Source organism: uncultured Duncaniella sp. (assembly GCF_910578445.1).
Classification (GTDB): domain Bacteria; phylum Bacteroidota; class Bacteroidia; order Bacteroidales; family Muribaculaceae; genus Duncaniella.
On the sequence record NZ_CAJTQC010000004.1, the window covers coordinates 90,869 to 109,157 of the forward strand.

General features: G+C 47.6%; 17 protein-coding genes. 3 read left to right on the forward strand and 14 right to left on the reverse strand.

Annotation, left to right across the window (positions count from 1 at the left end; all coding sequences use genetic code 11):
• Window positions 1-198 precede the first annotated feature (198 nt).
• The 8 genes from QZ311_RS03595 to QZ311_RS03630 all read right to left on the reverse strand — a co-directional run bounded on the left by QZ311_RS03595 (window position 199) and on the right by QZ311_RS03630 (window position 9,310).
• Window positions 199-1,245, reverse strand: a complete 1,047-nt coding sequence (locus QZ311_RS03595; RefSeq protein ID WP_297063993.1) for a glycosyltransferase — start codon at window positions 1,243-1,245, stop codon at window positions 199-201.
• Window positions 1,246-1,271: 26 nt separating this feature from the next.
• Window positions 1,272-2,567 (reverse strand): hypothetical protein, encoded by a 1,296-nt coding sequence (locus QZ311_RS03600; RefSeq protein ID WP_297063996.1) that lies wholly within the window; start codon window positions 2,565-2,567, stop codon window positions 1,272-1,274.
• 15 nt (window positions 2,568-2,582) lie between these two features.
• Complete coding sequence (locus QZ311_RS03605; RefSeq protein WP_297063999.1) at window positions 2,583-4,736, reverse strand: tyrosine-protein kinase; 2,154 nt, start codon at window positions 4,734-4,736, stop codon at window positions 2,583-2,585.
• A 193-nt stretch (window positions 4,737-4,929) separates the two neighbouring features.
• The gene (locus QZ311_RS03610; protein WP_297064002.1) at window positions 4,930-5,733 is read right to left on the reverse strand and encodes a polysaccharide biosynthesis/export family protein; all 804 of its coding nucleotides are present in this window, start codon (window positions 5,731-5,733) and stop codon (window positions 4,930-4,932) included.
• Window positions 5,734-5,803: 70 nt separating this feature from the next.
• Window positions 5,804-6,394, reverse strand: coding sequence for a dephospho-CoA kinase (gene coaE, locus QZ311_RS03615; protein WP_297064005.1), 591 nt, complete (start codon window positions 6,392-6,394; stop codon window positions 5,804-5,806).
• A 75-nt stretch (window positions 6,395-6,469) separates the two neighbouring features.
• On the reverse strand, window positions 6,470-7,441 hold the full coding sequence (locus QZ311_RS03620) for a hypothetical protein (RefSeq protein ID WP_297064008.1): 972 nt from the start codon (window positions 7,439-7,441) through the stop codon (window positions 6,470-6,472).
• Window positions 7,442-7,453: 12 nt separating this feature from the next.
• Entirely contained in the window at window positions 7,454-7,780 is a 327-nt protein-coding gene (gene yajC, locus QZ311_RS03625; protein WP_123613277.1) for a preprotein translocase subunit YajC, read from the reverse strand.
• 90 nt (window positions 7,781-7,870) lie between these two features.
• Window positions 7,871-9,310, reverse strand: coding sequence for a transcription antitermination factor NusB (locus tag QZ311_RS03630; RefSeq protein WP_297064010.1), 1,440 nt, complete (start codon window positions 9,308-9,310; stop codon window positions 7,871-7,873).
• Between the two features lie 628 nt (window positions 9,311-9,938).
• On the opposite strand from QZ311_RS03630, the gene rho reads away from it, so the two are divergent.
• Complete coding sequence (gene rho, locus QZ311_RS03635) at window positions 9,939-12,095, forward strand: transcription termination factor Rho (protein ID WP_297064013.1); 2,157 nt, start codon at window positions 9,939-9,941, stop codon at window positions 12,093-12,095.
• Window positions 12,096-12,179: 84 nt separating this feature from the next.
• Here the strand turns inward: rho and QZ311_RS03640 are convergent, their stop codons facing one another.
• The 5 genes from QZ311_RS03640 to QZ311_RS03660 all read right to left on the reverse strand — a co-directional run bounded on the left by QZ311_RS03640 (window position 12,180) and on the right by QZ311_RS03660 (window position 15,326).
• Window positions 12,180-12,638 carry an RpiB/LacA/LacB family sugar-phosphate isomerase gene (locus tag QZ311_RS03640; protein WP_297064018.1) on the reverse strand — a complete coding sequence of 153 codons (459 nt, stop codon included), beginning with the start codon at window positions 12,636-12,638 and terminating at the stop codon, window positions 12,180-12,182.
• Window positions 12,639-12,676: 38 nt separating this feature from the next.
• Window positions 12,677-13,213: a DUF5063 domain-containing protein gene (locus QZ311_RS03645; protein WP_297064020.1), complete on the reverse strand. Its 537-nt coding sequence runs from the start codon at window positions 13,211-13,213 to the stop codon at window positions 12,677-12,679.
• The gene (gene nadD / locus QZ311_RS03650) at window positions 13,203-13,778 is read right to left on the reverse strand and encodes a nicotinate (nicotinamide) nucleotide adenylyltransferase (protein WP_297064023.1); all 576 of its coding nucleotides are present in this window, start codon (window positions 13,776-13,778) and stop codon (window positions 13,203-13,205) included. Before nadD ends, QZ311_RS03645 begins: the two co-directional genes overlap by 11 nt.
• Window positions 13,779-13,865: 87 nt before the next feature.
• Window positions 13,866-14,432 (reverse strand): guanylate kinase, encoded by a 567-nt coding sequence (gene gmk / locus QZ311_RS03655; protein ID WP_297064026.1) that lies wholly within the window; start codon window positions 14,430-14,432, stop codon window positions 13,866-13,868.
• A gap of 18 nt (window positions 14,433-14,450) precedes the next feature.
• The gene (locus tag QZ311_RS03660; RefSeq protein ID WP_297064029.1) at window positions 14,451-15,326 is read right to left on the reverse strand and encodes a YicC/YloC family endoribonuclease; all 876 of its coding nucleotides are present in this window, start codon (window positions 15,324-15,326) and stop codon (window positions 14,451-14,453) included.
• A 225-nt stretch (window positions 15,327-15,551) separates the two neighbouring features.
• Here QZ311_RS03660 and tsaB point away from each other — a divergent pair, with 225 nt between their 5' ends.
• Entirely contained in the window at window positions 15,552-16,250 is a 699-nt protein-coding gene (gene tsaB, locus QZ311_RS03665; protein ID WP_297064032.1) for a tRNA (adenosine(37)-N6)-threonylcarbamoyltransferase complex dimerization subunit type 1 TsaB, read from the forward strand.
• 47 nt (window positions 16,251-16,297) lie between these two features.
• On the forward strand, window positions 16,298-17,398 hold the full coding sequence (locus QZ311_RS03670) for a methyltransferase domain-containing protein (protein WP_297064033.1): 1,101 nt from the start codon (window positions 16,298-16,300) through the stop codon (window positions 17,396-17,398).
• Between the two features lie 124 nt (window positions 17,399-17,522).
• On the opposite strand, the gene rlmB is transcribed toward QZ311_RS03670, so the two are convergent.
• Window positions 17,523-18,278, reverse strand: coding sequence for a 23S rRNA (guanosine(2251)-2'-O)-methyltransferase RlmB (rlmB, locus tag QZ311_RS03675; RefSeq protein WP_297064034.1), 756 nt, complete (start codon window positions 18,276-18,278; stop codon window positions 17,523-17,525).
• Window positions 18,279-18,289 lie beyond the last annotated feature (11 nt).

The window sequence follows — 18,289 nt, forward strand, 5'->3', positions numbered from 1 at the left end:
TATGAATAAAATGGTCAAACGATGCGGTCCTTTCAAGGTAGTCTTCAGTAGACTATGTATGTGTTTTCGATTGACGTGTGAATAATTTTTGTTTTATCGTGCGTCCATATCTAATGAATGCGCTGTGAATGCAAAGTTAGCAAAAACGATTATATTTTGCAACAATCGCCAGCCCTATCCTATCCCATGTGGCGGAATCTATTTTTTCCATATCATCCTAACCTTTGTCACAAAGTAACTTAACCAGAAAAGACGATTGATGTGGAGAAAAAACGCGACACGCTGCATCATCGGAAGACGGTCGAGCGGATAATGCCGGCGGATTTCCCCGACATAGCCATGCTGCAATGTCTTCATAAATATGGCTTTTTTCTGGCTATAAGGGATTTTTGCAAAAAAGGCTCTCAAGTTCGAGCTTCTCATCTCACCTATCGCATAGCCCATGGCATAAATTTCCGGATTCTCGTAGCCATAGCCCTTCATTTTCTCGGCAAGAAACTCAGCGAAATGGACGGCCCGGTCAAATCTGTCAAGACGAGGGACTGACGATAACGAAGCCGGATTGTGGCGATAGTAGTAAAACTGATATGGAGTGTAGACGATTTTTCTGCATACCATTCCAAAATCAATACTAAATATGTAGTCCTCGCTCATAAGCTCCCGTTCGGAATGAAAGCGTATGGCATTAGCTTCTATGAGCTCACGACGATAAAGCGCAGTGCAACTGCTTGCTGTCGTAGGTGCAAAAAATTTACGCTCCGAAATCAAAGGCGAAACGATATCAAGAATAGGCTCGACACCATCACGGCCTATGCCTATTTTATAAGGTACGTCCGTGGACAACGGATTGATATTAACACCATCGCGGTCCAAGAATCGTCCAAACATATAACGGACCTGATCAGCCTCTTCCTTTTCGGCTATACGGTAACAGTGCTCAAATGTATTTGATGCCAGATAATCATCTGAATCAAGAAAACACACATATTTCCCGGATGCCGCATCAAGCCCTGAATTCCGAGCATAGCCAAGTCCTGCATTCCGCTTATGAATCACCTTTATGCGCGAATCGGCACGCGAGTATCCGTCACAGATGTCAGGACATCTGTCAGGCGAGCCATCATCGACAAGAATCATCTCCCAATCAGCGAATGTCTGGCGTAAAATGCTTTCAACACAAGTATGTATGTAATTCTCAACCTTATAGACCGGGACAATGACTGAGATTGCTGGAATATCATTCATAGTCTAAACTACTTTACCATATAATATCATATCTTGGCATGCTTTTCCGACACATTGACATAGCCAAACAAAATAATATAAAATATTATAGCACAGAAAGGGAAAAATCTTAACGAATCATTGTAGAACATCATCAATGCAAGGATAAGCCACACAAAAATCTTGATATTCCTTCCAAGCGGCATCGGGCTTGGAGGCAACATGACAGTGAAGAGGTTATAAAACAACCATACTGCCCCCAACAAACCAAGCTGAATGACAATAAAAAATATGTAGGGCACAGAACCTCCCAACAACCACGCCCACGTATCGGCATAAGGCGTAAGGCTCAGAGTAGTACCACCCTTGAATTGTCCGAGACCGGCGCCAAACAGACTACCGCCTGCGGCATCTTTCAGCGCTTCCGGGATGAAAACGAGCTTTGAAAAACGCGGTATGTCAACCTGACCGATATCCTCACGATCATATATTCCATCCTGAATAGCCATGCCAAGCTCAACCAATTCCTCCGGATCTTCGCCTACCATATAATCATCCATTGCCGATTGTGAAAATACAGATTCAAACGTCTGCCCTGTGACGACAAGATAGACATAACCCGCCACAATCATTGCAACCACAATGAGCGGAACTGAAATCAGCACTTTAAATACGGTTTTCCATTCGACGCGCAACAGCAGAAGGAAATAGGCCAACAAGAAAAGAAATCCGATTTTTGTCTCATTCAGGAATGTCGGGAAAAGGAGGAAAATATAGACTTTATTTTTCCACAGTTCCATCCAATAATTGCCATAGTTCCATTTCTTCGACAAAAGATAGAACGATATGATATAAATCAACGTGGTGACGATTCCCGAAAAGCCATTTCCCATCGACCCTCCACCATGGTCACCCGGACCATATCTGAAAAATTGCCATGTCACGCAAAAGGTCTGGAGAAGCAGAAATATCCACAGCTGTTTGTCAAATGAATCAATGAATCTGTCGCGGTATTTTGACTTTAGCAGAAATCGGCAGATAGGCACTGCGAATAGCATGCCGAAAAAGTCACGGGCTCCGTTAACGACAAAAATCACACCGAGGTGATTAAGATAGGACGCCACACATCCAAGCACGACAAACGAACCAAACACAATCCGGTCACGCCTGTCGCGCAAAGAATACAGGCCGAGGATGAGAAATACAGCATCGCAAAGCAGCATCACGACACTTCGTAATGGAATCAACGGAGGCAGGAGTTCCTCTGATATGAATCCGAAAGTCAGAAGAACCCACAATGCCCCGAAAAACAAGCCTGTGAAAACTTTGTATTTCTCTAACATAGCGACGAAAAAAGTTTATTTTTTCGAGGTTTTCGCAGCGTAGCCATAGCCATACCCCTTCTTCGAGGATGTGCCGTTGACAACAACCGAAAGTTTTTTCAAGCGCTTGTCGGTATAAATATCCTCGACAAAACGCAAATCGGTGAATGTGCTGTAGTTGATACGTGTCACATAGATAGTGGCATCCGAGATGCGGTCAAGGGCAAAAGTATCGCTGACCATTCCGACAGGAGCACTGTCGACAATGATGTAGTCATACATAGTGCGGAGTTTAGCAAACAGGTCGTCGACCTTGCTTGAAGCGAGAAGCTCGGCAGGGTTCGGAGGAATGGGACCTGCAACAATCACATCGCAATTATTGACACCCGGCATAGGCAGGATGATAGATTCGAGTGTCACATTGGATGCCGACAGATAGTTCGTAAGGCCAAGCGGAGGATTGATTCCCAGATAGTTGGCTAACTGAGGATTACGAATATCCATTCCGACAAGCAGGACTCTCTTGCCTTCAAGAAGCGACAATGTGGCGGCGAGATTGAGAGAGATGAACGACTTGCCTTCGCCTGAACGGGTCGAAGTCATGAGCACCACCTTGTCGCCCTCACCACCGAGCATAAACTGGAGGTTGGTACGCATCAGGCGGAACAGCTCGGTTGCAGACGAAGTGTCGGTCGGCGAAACCACGAGACTGCGGCCCGAACGGTCAATGCACATTTCACCGAGAACCGGGGCTGAGATATGGCGCTGAACCTCTTCTTTGCTCTCAAATTTGCTGCGGAGAAGTCTGTGTACATATATTATTGTAACAGGCAGCAATATGCCTAAAATGAAGGCGATGAGAAGTATCACTTTTTTCGACATTCCAAGAGGCTCACTGAGCGAGAAAGCATCGTCGATAATCAGGCCCTTCGGGACAGCATTTGCAAGAAGCATGGCATTCTCTTCCTGTTTCTGGAGAAGAAAAAGATAGATCTGCTGCTTGATTTCCTGCTGACGCTTCATGTTGACATATTCGCGCTCCTGAGTCGGGATGTTGCTGAGCTTACCTGTAATCTCATTTTTCTCCGACATGAGTTTCTGGAGATTGACCGATGCGTTTGCCAATGCTTTTTCGCTTGAATTTAGCAGATTTGCCCTCATCAAATCCATCTGCTTTGTCAGCTGACGGATTGCATAGCTGTTCTGCTTGGCATTCTGGCTAAGCTCGAGACGTTTGAACACCAAGGCATTATATGAATTAATACCTCCTTGAACAGCACCGCTTGCCACAGTCGTAGGAATCAGGTCGGAGTAGTTCAACGAATCGGCAAGAAACTCGCGGGTAAGCTTAAGCAGCTCGATTTCCTTCTCGACATTGAACAGAGCGTTTTCAGTCTGGCCTTTCTTTCCGGTCTGATAAGACGCCTCGGCATTGACATCAATGATTCCGTTACGTTCCTTGTATTGCTGTATAGCCGATTCCGACTCATTCAGGTCGTTGGACAACAGCTGGATACGGTCTCTCAAGAATGCTTCAGTCTTTTCGCCCTGAAGATTTTTCTCAATAATACCGCGCTCGTTGTACTTCTCTATGATTTTGTCGAGTACAGCCACTCCGTATTCAACATTCGGAGTATCGAATGTCAGACAGATGACATTACTCTTCTTGCTGCCTCTGAAAGCTCTCACTTCTGTGTCGAGTTCCTCGGCGGCAACGCCATAGCCGGTAAACGACACAGTGGTCTTTAATTTTTCACCTTTTACATATTCCGGAGTGGTCAGCACCGTAAAGTCGCCATAGATGGTCTTGACCTGAGCAGGCAGCTTAACATCCTCGACATCAGCGATCACATCTCTCTTGACCTTAGCTTCGATGTCGGCAAGACCGTTTTCATCCACCTTGATTTTAAACACGATGGTCGACATAAGAGTGTCGGCAATTCCGGGGGCGACCACGTCGACAGGGAATTCCGGGAAAGCCAGATGGCTCTTAAGAAATCCGTCGCGGACATAATGAAGTTTGTTTATGCCAAGCTCTTTGGTGACACTGCTGAACAACGAGTGAGAGCCAATTACAAAAACCTCATCCTCTACATAGCCTTTCGATCCGAACAGGCTGCCCATTCCGCCAAGATCGGCCATAGGGTTAGAATCATCCTGCTGGATGAGCACGTGTGCCCTTATAGCCATGGGACGCTGATGAACCCTGCAATACAGGAAGCCTAAGCCCACACATAATACCACAGATATAACAAACCAATACCATTTAGACAGATATGTCTTGATCAAGGCGTGAACGTCGATAAAATCCGACTTATTGTTTTTAGCCATATTTTTCGGAAAGCTACTTTATAGATTTAAAAGCCGAGTGATTGTGATGAATTTATTTTACAGCCAAAGCTATCACAAGCGAGGCAATGACTGAAGCCGCGCTTACAACAGTCGAGATGACAGAAAGCTTGAACGCATTGTCCTGATTGTATTTCGAGTTCGCCTGACGCACCTTGTTTGGTTCGACGTAGATATAATCGTTCTGCTGCAGATAATAATAAGGCGACGTAAGAATATCGGATGAATTCATGTCGATATGCACATATTCTTTCTTGCCGTTATTCTCACGGATAAGAAGGACATTCGAACGCTCGCCATACGGGGTCATGTCGCCGGCCGCCGAGAGAGCATCGAGAATGGAAAATCGGTTACGCCTCACCTTCACCGGACCGGGATTGTTGACTTCGCCGGCAACATTGACCTGAAAATTCACAAGCTCAACCACCACGATAGGATTGTCGACATCCTTGCTGATTCTGGCTGTAAGGTCGGCTTGAAGCTGCTCGACGTTCATTCCTGCGACATGGATGCGGCCAAGCTCAGGGAAATCTATATTTCCGTCGCTCGTCACGATGTAGGTCTGTGGGGTCGGGGTGATTGTCTGCCCGAAAAGTTCACGTGTCGAAGGATTGGCCGTAGCGATATTGTAGATTGCTGTAGCTTCAGGATTAGCGGAAGTCACAGCAATGTAGAGTTCATCGTCGGGCTTTATCTCCGGGAGATAGTTGTCAGCCGGAAGCGTTCCCTCTTTTATGGTGGATATATCTGTGAAATACGGTAATACGGTTTTATTACTGCTGCACGATGCGAGCGCACCGGCCACAATAATGCTCAGGAATAATGATTTGGTTTTCATAAAGGAGTTTTTTCACAAAATTACAATGCCTGCGGCATTATAATAATTTAACGAAAACAGGTCGCCAATATTATATGCGGGTCATAAATCTTGCATTCAAAGCGTCTTCTATCTGCGGTAGCAGCGGACTCACACCATCGTTGAGAATACGGCGGACACAGCTGTGGACCGAATCAGGCACGAAACGATCCTGCGAAGATATTCTCGACAAGACCTGACCGCGATCAAAGTTGTTGCGAGCCATAACACGCTCCACACGCAAATCGAGCGGAGCATCTATTTCCCATACCTCGTCGACCATTCGGTCGAGGCCACTCTGATAGAGTATGGCTGTCTCCACAAAGCAATCAGCCGGGCTGTTGCGCTCATACCATAAAGCAAGATCTCGTCTGACAGCAGAATGGACTATGGCATTAAGCCGCCGGAGCGCTTCGTAGTCGCCGAACACCACTTCACTAAGACGACGGCGGTCTATACGCCCGTCGTCCGTTATACATTCGCGATGAACTTTCTCGGCAATATCCCGTTTGATCGAGTCATCCGTATCCATTATCCGAGACGCACGGCTGTCACAGTCATAAACAGGATAACCCATAGCCCTGACGACACGGCTTACAACGGTTTTTCCGCATCCGATTCCTCCGGAAATGGCAGTTAACATAGGCTTAGATTTTAGCTGGAAGGGAGTTCTATTCAAAAATATTCGCGAGACAGCCACGCCATACAAACCGGCTGTCTACTTGGCATTTTCAATTATATATTCAACGCTATCAGGCGAGAAGCTGACATTATGATATACCCCGGGCAGCGACGACAATGTCACAGGAAGCTTCTTTTTCGATGGCTTTGCAGCATTGAAATCGACATACGCCTTAACCGGATAATCGTCATTATATGCGCTCATGGGCACGAGATAGCTCATCTCTATTTTCGAAGGAAACGTGATCAGATTAGCTCCTTCGGGGATATTCTCCACTTCAATGCCGACAGAACGCTTGCGCATAATCAACGGCTCGATCGGGACTGTGACCGTGACGACATCAGGAATAATACGCACTCCTGCTATCGGCTTGACCTTTACCTCATAGCGGGTTGTGTCCTTCAGCTCCGACTTGACAATAGGCTCTGTGGCGACAAATTTAAGCGAATGAGGAAGATCGGCCACGGAATAGAGCGTCACAGAATCGAAATCAGCTGTAATCGGACCTGAAATTATATATTGTAGATTCGGCCTTATGTCAGCCTGAATCACAAGCTTCACCTTCACACCCGGCTGGGTAGTGAAAGGCAGACGCAATGAATCGGGACGGCACGACACAATCTGCACGCCGTTGCCGAAATATTCCCTCATGCGTGAATCGAGTTTCTGATGATTGACAACCAAGGCATTCCCCTCCACGTTGTCGTGCCATTTAAGTTTGACCGGCGACATCTTCCCCCAGAAGAAACGCAAAAGCTGGGCATCCTTGCCTTTGACGCTGACACCGAACGAATGTGGAACCTGTCCTATGATAGTCACGCTGTCGGGCACATCCTGAAGTTCAACCGGGACATCAAAATCGCGCTGCACCTCAGTGTCAAGCGAAAGAAAGACCCAGAAAACAAAAGCTACCGCCACGAAAAGCAGATAGAGCAAGACGTTTTGGCCGCGGCTCGATTTAAGAGCCGCGGTCACTTTCGTCTGTATTTTCCGAGCCTTCTCGTTCATCAGAGAAGCCGATTATTTGTTTTCCTTCTCAGCGGCATCACGCGCAGCCTGCTGGGCCGAAGGATAAACCGAGCCCTTGTCAACAGTGATGCGCACATCTTTGGCAATTTCAATCGAGAAAGTCGTGTCATCGATGCTCTTTATCTTGCCATAGATACCTCCGGCTGTAACGACCGGATCATTGACACGGAGACCTTCACGGAACTTCTTGATTTCGTTCTGACGCTTCTGCTGCGGACGGATCATCATGAAATAGAATACGGCGATAAGCGCTACAATCATGAGGATGTTGGCCCAGCTTGAGTCGATGCTCTGGAGGAGAATTGTGTTAAGCATAATTTTTCAGTTATTAGGAATGAGTAATTAATATCTATTATTAACAATATAACAACAGGAAATGGCTATTCTCTCACAGCCACCTGATTTATTTTATGCCTTCAGAAGTTTTCCCTCTTCTTTCAGGCTGTTTATCACCGAATAGAGGATACCGTTGATAAACGCACCGCTTCGCGGAGTGCTGTAGGCGTTGGCAATCTCGATATACTCGTTAAGGCTCACGGCGATAGGAATTGCAGGGAAATTCAGGATTTCGGCCATTGCAGTCACCATAATCACAGTGTCCATAAACGCAAGGCGCTCGGCATCCCAACGGTGACGGTTGACAAACGAATCGATTTTTTCGCGATACTGCTGGTAGTTCTTGACAGCGAATTCAAAGAGTTCGCCACCGAAACGGCTGTCTTCGTCATCTTTGTACTGAGGGAGCAATCTCACGTCTGCACCATCATTCTTGCTTTGTCCGAAACGGCGGATTGTCTTGAGCACGAATGTACCCATGACATGCAGGTCGTCATTCCAATAGACGGATTTCGACTCGAGAGCTTCAGCCAGTTCATCACCGGGAAGAATGATAGTCTTGTAGACCTGACGCCAGAAATCAGCATCTTCCTCAAAAGTGGTTTCCTCGGTGCGGCTCATATACTCCTTGTAAAGTTCGCTTTCGACAATCTGGTCAAGCAAAGCTTTCAACAGGATGGCATCCGAATCCCAGTTTATCTTGGTTTCATCGACATAAGCCTGAAAATCCGGATTCTCAGTAAGAGCTTTTATATATTTATTGTCGACAAAGCGCATGTTGGGATGCAAATCCTCGTCAGTGGGGAGAAATTTATGTTTCGCCACGTCAAGACGCTGATCCTGCAGGCGAGTGATCTCGACAGCAAGCAGGAGCAGGCTGTGGTAAAGTTCATGAGCCTTGTCAAGAGAATAGTCGAGAGCGTTTCGTGCGTGATTGAAAAGCCCGCGGTTATCATTATACTCATTAAGGGTGTGCAAGAGCGAGTTGACGCCACGTGTAAACCCGGCCACGGTAAAAGCAGGATTTTTACGTGCGGCCGCCACAAACGCGGGATTGTTTGCCACAAGATTGGTGATTATTGATGCCCACAAAGCCACATCGTCTTTCAGCTCCGGCTTCTTTAAGCGTATGTAGCTCTTATAAGCAGGAAGCGACGGGATAGCCTCATAAATCTCAGGAATAACATCATCGAACTGCGAGATGCCCGAACGGTCGCGCAATATGATCGTACGGATTTCATCCAGCCCGTTGAGCGAACGGGCAAGAGCGTTTCGCTCGATATGTCTGTTGACTACCATGCCCCGCAGTGGCGACTGGCGACGGCCGGACGACACATCGAAACCGGACATCTCCAGAACCATCATCAGCAAATCAAGATAAAGTTCATGGCCATACTTCTTATCGCGGGATGGATTTTCAGCCGGCGGCTCAATCTTGAATTCACTCTGTGTCAACAGGTAAGAATAGAGGAGCTGCACTACTTTGATACGTATCAAAACTCGATTTATCATGATTATAAAGACCTATTTGTATCTTGCTACTGATTTTAACGCTGCAAATTTACGACTTTTTTCTTTTATTCTCCCATAATTGAACGACTAAAACTTCACTCAAAACATTTTTCCTGTTTTATTTGTTAAAACACAAAAATAGTTGTAACTTTGCACTGACTAATACTGCGTCTCTGATTCCAATCCGATTTTCCATTAGCAGGAAGCAATAAGTCCGACTAATAACGCGACCACAAACAATCAGAACGACGATAATTTTGATTGCAAATCACCGCTATCGGCCAACGGCAATTCGGCGGATGCATCTGGACTACAATCCTCACCATTACCATCTTTTAGTCTTAATAGCAGTTTCGACTATTTTTTTCTCCATTATATTTTCTTTAAAGGCAATCATCATGCCATTTAAGAAAAAAACAACTTTACAATTGTTCCATTAACCCGGAAAATCTATTATTTCACACCACTCCAAAAACAATCCAGTTGTTATCGGTTAAGTTGTTCCGGAAATGACAGTTCCGGGATTAAGATTTATGGTTCAATCTCTTACGCTAAACAGCAATATATTAAAACTACTATAATCCCCCACCAAGCCGGTGAGTTCTGCTTGCCGCACACATATATAAATATGTATAACTACAACGAACTTGAAGCCATGGAGGACTCGCAGTTGCGGGAAATCGGAAAATCACATGGCATAAAGAAATTTGAGACTTCCGATAAGGAAAACCTTATCTACGACATTCTCGAACAGCAGGCACGTGACGTGGCTGCCACTTCTACCGCCAACATATCCAAGGGACGCAGACCTAAAAAAGAGGTCAAGGACGACAAGCCGCAGCCTACCCAGAAACAAAAGAAAAACAACGCTGACGACAAGCAGCAGGCTCAGGAAGCAACATCCGAGACAAATACCCCTGAAGCTCAGCCGGCCAAGCGTCGCGGACGCAAGCCTAAAGCCGAGTCTCAACAGCCTGAAACGATTGAAACTCAGGCCGAGCCACAGGTCGACGACAATCAGCCTGTCGAGCCACAACAGCCCGATGGCGAACAGCAGCCCAAAAAACGCCGTGGCCGTCCTCCACGCAATCCACGTCTGCAGGAAGCCGACAATCTTAATGAATCAAAATCTGATGAAACTCAGATTCAGGATAATAATGCCCCAACTGAGGCCATCGGTGAAGCAGAAGAGCCACGCCTCCTGCCGGCTCCCCGGCAGGCGACAGAAATCATGAATGTTCAGGATGTAGAGCCGGCTGAAAGCAACCACCAAACCAACAACCAAGACGCTGCGATTGCAGATCAGCCACAAGAAGACCGTCCCCGTCACGGCGTCTTCATCCGCCCCGGCCAGTCACCCGACATGCTTTCACTGAATGCCGACGGAAATCCCGCACCGGAAGCCCAACAACAGCCCAAACGCGATTTCCGTCCTAAAGACAGTTCGTTCGGCTCATTCTTCCCTCGCGCCGGAGGCCGGACATTCGCTCCGCGTTCCCAGCAGGAAAAAGAACAGGCAGCACAGACTCCACAACCGGCCGCACCGATAGTGCTTGGAGAACCCGGAATGGAAAAACAGCAGCCACAAGGAAAGAAAAACAAAAAGAACCGCAATAAGAACCAGCAGTTCGAACAGCAGAAAGCCCAGCAGTTACAGCCATATAATTTCGATGGCATCATCGAAACTACAGGTGTACTCGAAATTGACCCCGCAGGTCATGGCTTCCTCCGTTCAAGCGACTACAACTACCTCCCCTCGCCCGACGATGTGCTTGTAACCAAAGAGCAGATCAAACAATATGCCCTTCGTACAGGCGACGTTGTCGACGCGACCCTGCGCGCACCACGCGAAGGCGACAAATACTACCCTCTCAGCTCAGTCCGCAGCATCAACGGCCGCAGCCCTGAATATATCCGCGACCGCGTTGCTTTCGAACATCTCACACCGTTGTTCCCCAACGAGAAATTCGACCTGACATCCGGACGTTCAAGCAACATATCGACCCGCGTAGTCGACATGTTCTCACCTATCGGCAAGGGACAGCGCGGCCTCATCGTAGCTCCGCCGAAGACAGGTAAGACCCTTCTGCTCAAAGACATCGCAAACGCAATTGCCGAGAATCATCCCGAAACCTACATCATGATTCTCCTGATTGACGAACGCCCTGAAGAAGTCACCGACATGAGCCGCAGTGTCAATGCGGAAGTAATCGCATCCACCTTCGACGAACCGGCCGACCGTCATGTCAAAATAGCATCTATCGTCCTCGAAAAAGCCAAACGCATGGTTGAATGTGGCCACGACGTTGTGATTCTGCTTGACTCAATAACCCGTCTCGCCCGCGCATACAACACATGTGCGCCTGCATCCGGCAAGATTCTTTCAGGCGGTGTTGACGCCAACGCCCTCCAGAAACCCAAACGCTTCTTCGGTGCAGCACGAAACATCGAGAACGGAGGTTCGCTGACAATCATCGCCACAGCCCTGACCGAAACAAGCTCAAAGATGGACGAAGTCATCTTCGAGGAATTCAAGGGCACAGGCAACATGGAGCTTCAGCTCGACCGCAAGCTCTCCAATAAACGCATCTTCCCGGCTGTCGACATCATGGCTTCATCAACCCGTCGCGACGATCTTCTCTTACGCAACGAGACCCTCAACCGCATGTGGATTCTCCGCCGATTCCTCAGCGACCGCAATTCAATCGAGGCTATGGAATTCATCAAGGACCGCATGGAGCGCACATCCGACAACGATGAACTTTTACGGACAATGGGCGACTAAACCCACAATTAGTCCGAATAACACAACGGCCTGCTACAGAAATTGTAGCAGGCCGTTGTGTTATTCGGACTAAATATACTAATGTTATCGCTGTGCGACAGGAATTTTTTCGACACGGCGCTCATGACGGCCACCATCGAAAGGCGTATTCAGGAACTTTTCAACGATATTTATAGCCGTTACGTTATCAATGAAACGTGCAGGAAGCACAAGCACGTTCGCATTGTTGTGACGTCGTGCAAGTTCAGCCAGCTCCTCATTCCAGCATAGAGCCGCACGTATGCCCTGATGCTTGTTGAGTGTCATGCCGATGCCATTGCCGGATCCACATAAAGCGATAGCCGGATAGACCTCACCGTCTTCAACAGCAAACGCACAGGGATGAGCGAAATCGGCATAGTCACAGCTGTCCGACGAATATGTCCCGAAATCCTTATACGCGATATTCATCGAATCGAAATACCCCTCAAGGACCATTTTCATTTCATATCCGGCGTGGTCGCTACAAAAGCCGACAGGTAAGTTTTCCTTTAAAATAGACATAAGTATTGATTATTTATGTTTAGGGTTTTATATTGTTCCTACATATCCATATCATTGTCGTCATCATCATCGTCCGACGAATAGAACAGATGGTTCAGAGGGCGCATCAGATTGCACACACGCTGACTCCAATATGAGCCGAAATCATCCCTGACAGCCGTCAGGGCGGCATTGACCACCTCTGCCGGAGCATCCTTCACAGTCACGATGAAATTGTAGAGCACCTGAAACACATCGCAGATACCTTCGGCAACACTCATGCCTATCGGGGTGTCGGAATATTTCATATCCTCCTCAAACACCTCGAGATAGACATCGTCCGCACCGAGAAGATTTTCAATCTGCCTGCGCATCGACTCATAATAGTCCTCGTCAAGGAAACTCTCGATATAAGCGTCATCCTCATCGATCAGAGGCTCAGGCTTTAAATCGGATGCTGAAATATAGATACGTGGAAGCAACCTCAACATCGAAGCGACAAAGGCACTCCGCGTCGACTCGCGCGCATTTTCGACAGCATAACAAAACTCATTGCAAAGCGCAATGAAAGCCAGAGAATTAGGACTAAGCTCCATATAGTTTATTCTGTTTGATGTAATCAAATACACCGTTCGGGAGGAAATGGCTCATATCCTTCCCTCGGGCAATCGCTTTTCTCAGAAACGTACTCGAAATGTCAGCCGTAGGCGCATTTATCACATCCACGCCGTCTTCATATATAGTCCCGACAGGATAACCCGGACGAGGATAGACAACCACTCCGAAATCCGAAAGGATAGACTCATGGTCTTTCCACTGGTCAAAAATCTTCCAATTGTCACTGCCGATAATCAGCTTGAACGTGTGACGCGGATAGCGTTTTTCCAGATAGCGGAGCGTGTTGATTGTATATGACGGCTTCGGCATCGTAAGTTCATAGTCGCATACATTCAGCCCTTTGCTTGTGCCGATGGCTATTTCAAGCATCTTTAGACGCATGAGATCCGGGATCAGCTCGTCAGACCCCGCCTTAAGCGGATTGAGAGGTGAAAGGGTCAGCCATACCTCATCGAAACCACCGAACTGCTGCATATAGCTTGCAAGCATCAGATGGCCTATATGTACAGGATTGAACGATCCGCCTAAAATTCCGATTGTCATTGCTGAGATAATAAATCACTGAATTTATAACTTCCCCTAAGACACGAATGTTCATTCGGCAAAGGAAGTCGCGCATTTGTTTATTTTTCAGGCTATGAATTCTTTGATTCTGCAATCAACCTCACAGATAGCCTTTTCAAGATTATCGTTTACGACGATACAGTCAAACTCACGCGCGAACGGAATTTCATATTCAGCTTTTGCCAGCCGCTGCTCTATAGCCTCCGGGCTGTCAGTCGCACGCCCGGTGAGACGGCTGCGGAGCGACTCGATGCTTGGCGGCTGGATGAAAATACTGATGGCTTTGTCACCATACATCCTCTTCACATTCACACCACCCTTGACATCAATGTCAAGTATAACATTGTGGCCGGCGTCTGTAATCCGGGCAATCTCACTCTTGAGCGTACCGTAAAATCTGCCCGGATACACCTCCTCAAACTCCACGAACGCATCGTTTTCAATCGATGACCGAAACTCGTCGTCACTGAGGAAGTAATAGTTCACGCCATGCTTTTCATCGCCACGAGGCTGACGGTTGGTTGCGGATATCGAAAATTGCATGTCTATCTCGCCTCTTTCAAGAAGCGCATTGATTATTGTAGACTTGCCTGAGCCCGACGGGGCTGATAATATGATGATTTTACCTGTCATAAACTACTTTTTAGCTGATTACATGACATTCAGCACCTGTTCCTTTATCTGTTCAAGCACATCCTTCATCTGAACCACAAGCTTTTGCATGGCTGCATGATTGCTTTTCGAACCGAGGGTGTTGATTTCACGTCCCATTTCCTGACTTATAAAACCGAGCTTCTTACCCTGTCCCTTCGGACCGTCCATCGTCTCCATGAAATAGTTGAGATGCTGGGCAAGACGCTGTTTTTCCTCGTTCACATCAAGTTTTTCTATATAGAAGAAGAGTTCCTGTTCCAGACGGCTCTTGTCATAGTCCACTCCGTGGATTTTCGCAAGCCCCTCTTCCATGCGGAGACGGATTTTGGCCACACGTTCCTCTTCGAACTGAGGCACGAGCGAAAGCAGCTCGCGGAGACGCTCTATGCGCTCTTTGAAAAACACTTCGAGCTTCTCGCCTTCCGCACGCCGGTAGTCCATCAGCTGTGCCGCGGCCCTGCGCAGCGCATCGAGCACACCTTCGATTTCTTTATCGTCCGCTTCAGCAGGAGTCTCGCTTTTCATGACATCGGGAAAACGCATCAGCACATTATACCAGTCCTGAGGGACAGGTATACCGATAGCTTTTGCCGTGGCCTCAACATCATCTTTATAAGCTTTCAGAGCAGCTGCATTGAGTTTCACTGAGGCATCACCTGCTACATTTTCCACATAGACAGTCATATCCACCTTACCTCGCTCGAGAAGGGCGGCTATGTGATTTCTCATTTCAAGTTCCTGAGCGCGCAACGATGACGGCACTCGAGCAGCAATGTCAATCTGCTTGCTGTTTAGCGACTTGATTTCTACCGTAATCTTTTTACCGGGAAACTCTGTGACGGCCTTCCCGAATCCCGTCATTGAATATAACATGATAAGGCTTGGTTTTTATCATTCGGATTTCCGCTACTTAATAAATCAAAGCAGGGACTAACCGAAATTATTTTTCTCACAAAATTACAATTTTCTCATGATAAACAAGTAACTTTGCCTCAAAATTTGATGCTTATAGCGTGATTAAAATTTATTGTTAAAATAATTGGCGGGGGGTTGAAGCATCGCTAAAATCATGCCGGACAACGCCCCTGATGATAGATTATGGCTGTAATACTTAATATCGACACTTCAACCGACCATTGTTCAGTAGCACTCACTGCCGAAGGAATGGTGCTCGCTCATCAGGAAGAAGGAGGCGGGCGCAACCACGCGGCCCTGCTGAGCGACTACATCAAATATTGCCTTGATTTCGCCCGCGAGAAAGAGCTGCAACTCGAAGCTGTGGCCGTTTCTACAGGTCCGGGCAGCTACACTGGGCTGCGCATAGGCCTTTCGGAAGCCAAAGGTCTTGCATACGCGCTTGACATACCGCTGATCGGAATTGACACCCTCCGCATCATGGCATGCAACGTAATGTTCACACAGGAACTTGAAGGCGACGAAATATTCGTCCCGATGATTGATGCGCGACGCATGGAAGTCTATACGGCTGCCTTCGACTTCGCACTTGAACCGGTGATGGAACAGCAGGCGCTCATTCTGACCCCCGAAAGCTATGCCGACATCATTGCTGACCACCGCCGTGTCCTCTTGTTCGGCAACGGCTCAGACAAGGCCCGTGAAATCATAAGCGCCCCGAATGTCACATTTGTTCCTGACATCCATCCGCTTGCAATCGACATGATCGCACTTGCCGAACGTGCATATTCACGTCGTGAATTCATGGACATTGCCTACAGCGTACCCAACTACATAAAGGATTTTCAGGCATCAACCCCCAAAAAGAACATCTTAGGGTGAAGGAGGATTTCAACAGACTCCGGCTCAAATATCACGGCAATCCGTCTATGATGGATGAAATCCTGCAACGTGAATGCCGATATAAGACATCTGCGAAATTGCCTGAAACACTTAAGTGTGAAGGCTTCAGATTTCCGTCGCTCGCGGTAGCCGAAATGGCGACTTCCGATGCCGTTGCAAAGCTCCATTCCGACATGATTGATGACGGCACACTGGTGCTTGACATGACCTGCGGACTTGGAATCGACTCATTCCACTTCGCAACGAAGGCAAAAAGCGTTACCGCCGTCGAACTTGACCATCACGCCTACACCGTAGCACTTGAAAATGCCAGAGCCCTCCGGCTTGAAAATGTAAAAATAGTCGAGGGCGACAGCCTTGACTATCTCGCCAAATGCGACGACATGTTCGATGTGATATTCGTCGACCCTGCACGTCGTGACTCCTCAGGACGACACTTCGCCCTGCGCGACTGCTCCCCGGACATAATACCAGCGCTTTCTCTCATTCTGTCGCGATGCTCGACACTGATTGTAAAAGCCTCTCCTATGATTGACATCAGAAGTGCGGTAAACGAGCTTGGACGCGACTGCGAGGTGACTGTAATCGGGACAAAAAAAGAATGTAAGGAGGTTGTTTTTAAGATAGCATACGGCTCAGAGCCTACATCCAATCCTAAGCTGACAAAACTTGAGGCTCTAACCACCGAAGGGACAAATCTCAGCTTCACACCCGGAATGGAGACTGATGCGACAGTGAGTTATTCAACCCCTGAGGATGGCGCTTACCTCTACGAGCCCTACCCTGCCGTCATGAAAGCAGGGGGCATGAAGCTACTATCTGCTACGTATCACATCGGGAAACTCCATCCCAACACGCATCTGTTTACATCCGAAAAGAAACTCGATTCTTTCCCCGGGGAAGTTTTCGAAATCATCAAAGTCCTCCCCTTTTCAAAACAAACAGTAAAGATGATTTCGAAGGAGTATCCAGTCATAAATGTGGCGACACGCAATTTCCCCCTGTCAGCTCCGCAGCTTGCGACAAAACTCAAAATAAAAGAAGGAGGAGACAAGATGATTTTCGGGACAACCGCCCCCGACGGCTCCCGGCTCTTGATAGTAACCACAATGGGTACAGCTCTCTGAGGCTAAGCCTACCAAAACCAAACAAGCCGGTCAATCAATTCCATAACGACAAAAACGCGCGTGAAACCAATCGATATGCGATTCGGAATCACGCGCGTTAGTCGTTTAAGCCCTAAACAGCTTCTTATATTATCTCCAGATTTGATGCCAGTCGCTGACGGACAACTTCATAAATCATCACGCCTGCCGCCACTGACACATTGAGCGAGCCGATATTGCCAAACATCGGAATGCCGACACGTGTGTCGCACTGCTTCATGACCTCAGGAGAAATTCCGACATCCTCAGCACCCATTACAATTGCCACAGGATCGGAATATTTGCCCTCGGTGTAGTTCATATCGGACTTTTCGGTCACAGCCACTACATTATAGCCATTCTCTCTGAGAAATTTAGCAGCCCATGCTGTCGACGAAACCCTGCACACAGGAATATGGTGCAAAGCTCCGGCTGAAGTCTTGACCGCGTCACCGCCAACCGAGACGCTACCATGTTCAGGAATAACGATAGCGTCGACGCCAGCACACTCGCAAGTTCTTGCGATAGCGCCAAAGTTTCTTACATCCGTAATGCCGTCAAGTATCACGATAAAAGGAAGTATACCTGCCTCGTAAAGCTCAGGCACGAGATGGTCGAGGCGGTGATAGGTTATAGCCGACATCATCGCAAGCACACCCTGATGGTTCTTTCGGGTGATACGGTTTATGCGCTCTACGGGCACTCGCTGCATGACTACGCGATTGGCTCTGGCAAGCGCAATAAGTTCTGATGCAAGATCGCCCTGAAGATCTTTCGCTATAAAAATCTTGTCAATCTCTTTTCCGGCTTCAATCGCCTCCATTACAGCCCGAAGGCCATAGATATAATCGCTTTTTTCCACGTTTACTTATT

Excerpts from the sequence above, each read along its gene's own strand:
- coaE (WP_297064005.1), bottom strand. The coding sequence starts at position 6,394 with ATGTTAACTGCCATTTCCGGAGGAATCGGATGCGGAAAAACCGTTGTA.
- QZ311_RS03660 (WP_297064029.1), bottom strand. The coding sequence starts at position 15,326 with ATGTTATATTCAATGACGGGATTCGGGAAGGCCGTCACAGAGTTTCCC.
- QZ311_RS03595 (WP_297063993.1), bottom strand. The coding sequence starts at position 1,245 with ATGAATGATATTCCAGCAATCTCAGTCATTGTCCCGGTCTATAAGGTT.
- rho (WP_297064013.1), top strand. The coding sequence starts at position 9,939 with ATGTATAACTACAACGAACTTGAAGCCATGGAGGACTCGCAGTTGCGG.
- nadD (WP_297064023.1), bottom strand. The coding sequence starts at position 13,778 with ATGACAATCGGAATTTTAGGCGGATCGTTCAATCCTGTACATATAGGC.
- QZ311_RS03640 (WP_297064018.1), bottom strand. The coding sequence starts at position 12,638 with ATGTCTATTTTAAAGGAAAACTTACCTGTCGGCTTTTGTAGCGACCAC.
- QZ311_RS03670 (WP_297064033.1), top strand. The coding sequence starts at position 16,298 with ATGATGGATGAAATCCTGCAACGTGAATGCCGATATAAGACATCTGCG.
- QZ311_RS03645 (WP_297064020.1), bottom strand. The coding sequence starts at position 13,213 with ATGGAGCTTAGTCCTAATTCTCTGGCTTTCATTGCGCTTTGCAATGAG.
- QZ311_RS03620 (WP_297064008.1), bottom strand. The coding sequence starts at position 7,441 with ATGAACGAGAAGGCTCGGAAAATACAGACGAAAGTGACCGCGGCTCTT.
- QZ311_RS03610 (WP_297064002.1), bottom strand. The coding sequence starts at position 5,733 with ATGAAAACCAAATCATTATTCCTGAGCATTATTGTGGCCGGTGCGCTC.
- QZ311_RS03600 (WP_297063996.1), bottom strand. The coding sequence starts at position 2,567 with ATGTTAGAGAAATACAAAGTTTTCACAGGCTTGTTTTTCGGGGCATTG.
- tsaB (WP_297064032.1), top strand. The coding sequence starts at position 15,552 with ATGGCTGTAATACTTAATATCGACACTTCAACCGACCATTGTTCAGTA.
- QZ311_RS03605 (WP_297063999.1), bottom strand. The coding sequence starts at position 4,736 with ATGGCTATAAGGGCACACGTGCTCATCCAGCAGGATGATTCTAACCCT.
- QZ311_RS03630 (WP_297064010.1), bottom strand. The coding sequence starts at position 9,310 with ATGATAAATCGAGTTTTGATACGTATCAAAGTAGTGCAGCTCCTCTAT.
- gmk (WP_297064026.1), bottom strand. The coding sequence starts at position 14,432 with ATGACAGGTAAAATCATCATATTATCAGCCCCGTCGGGCTCAGGCAAG.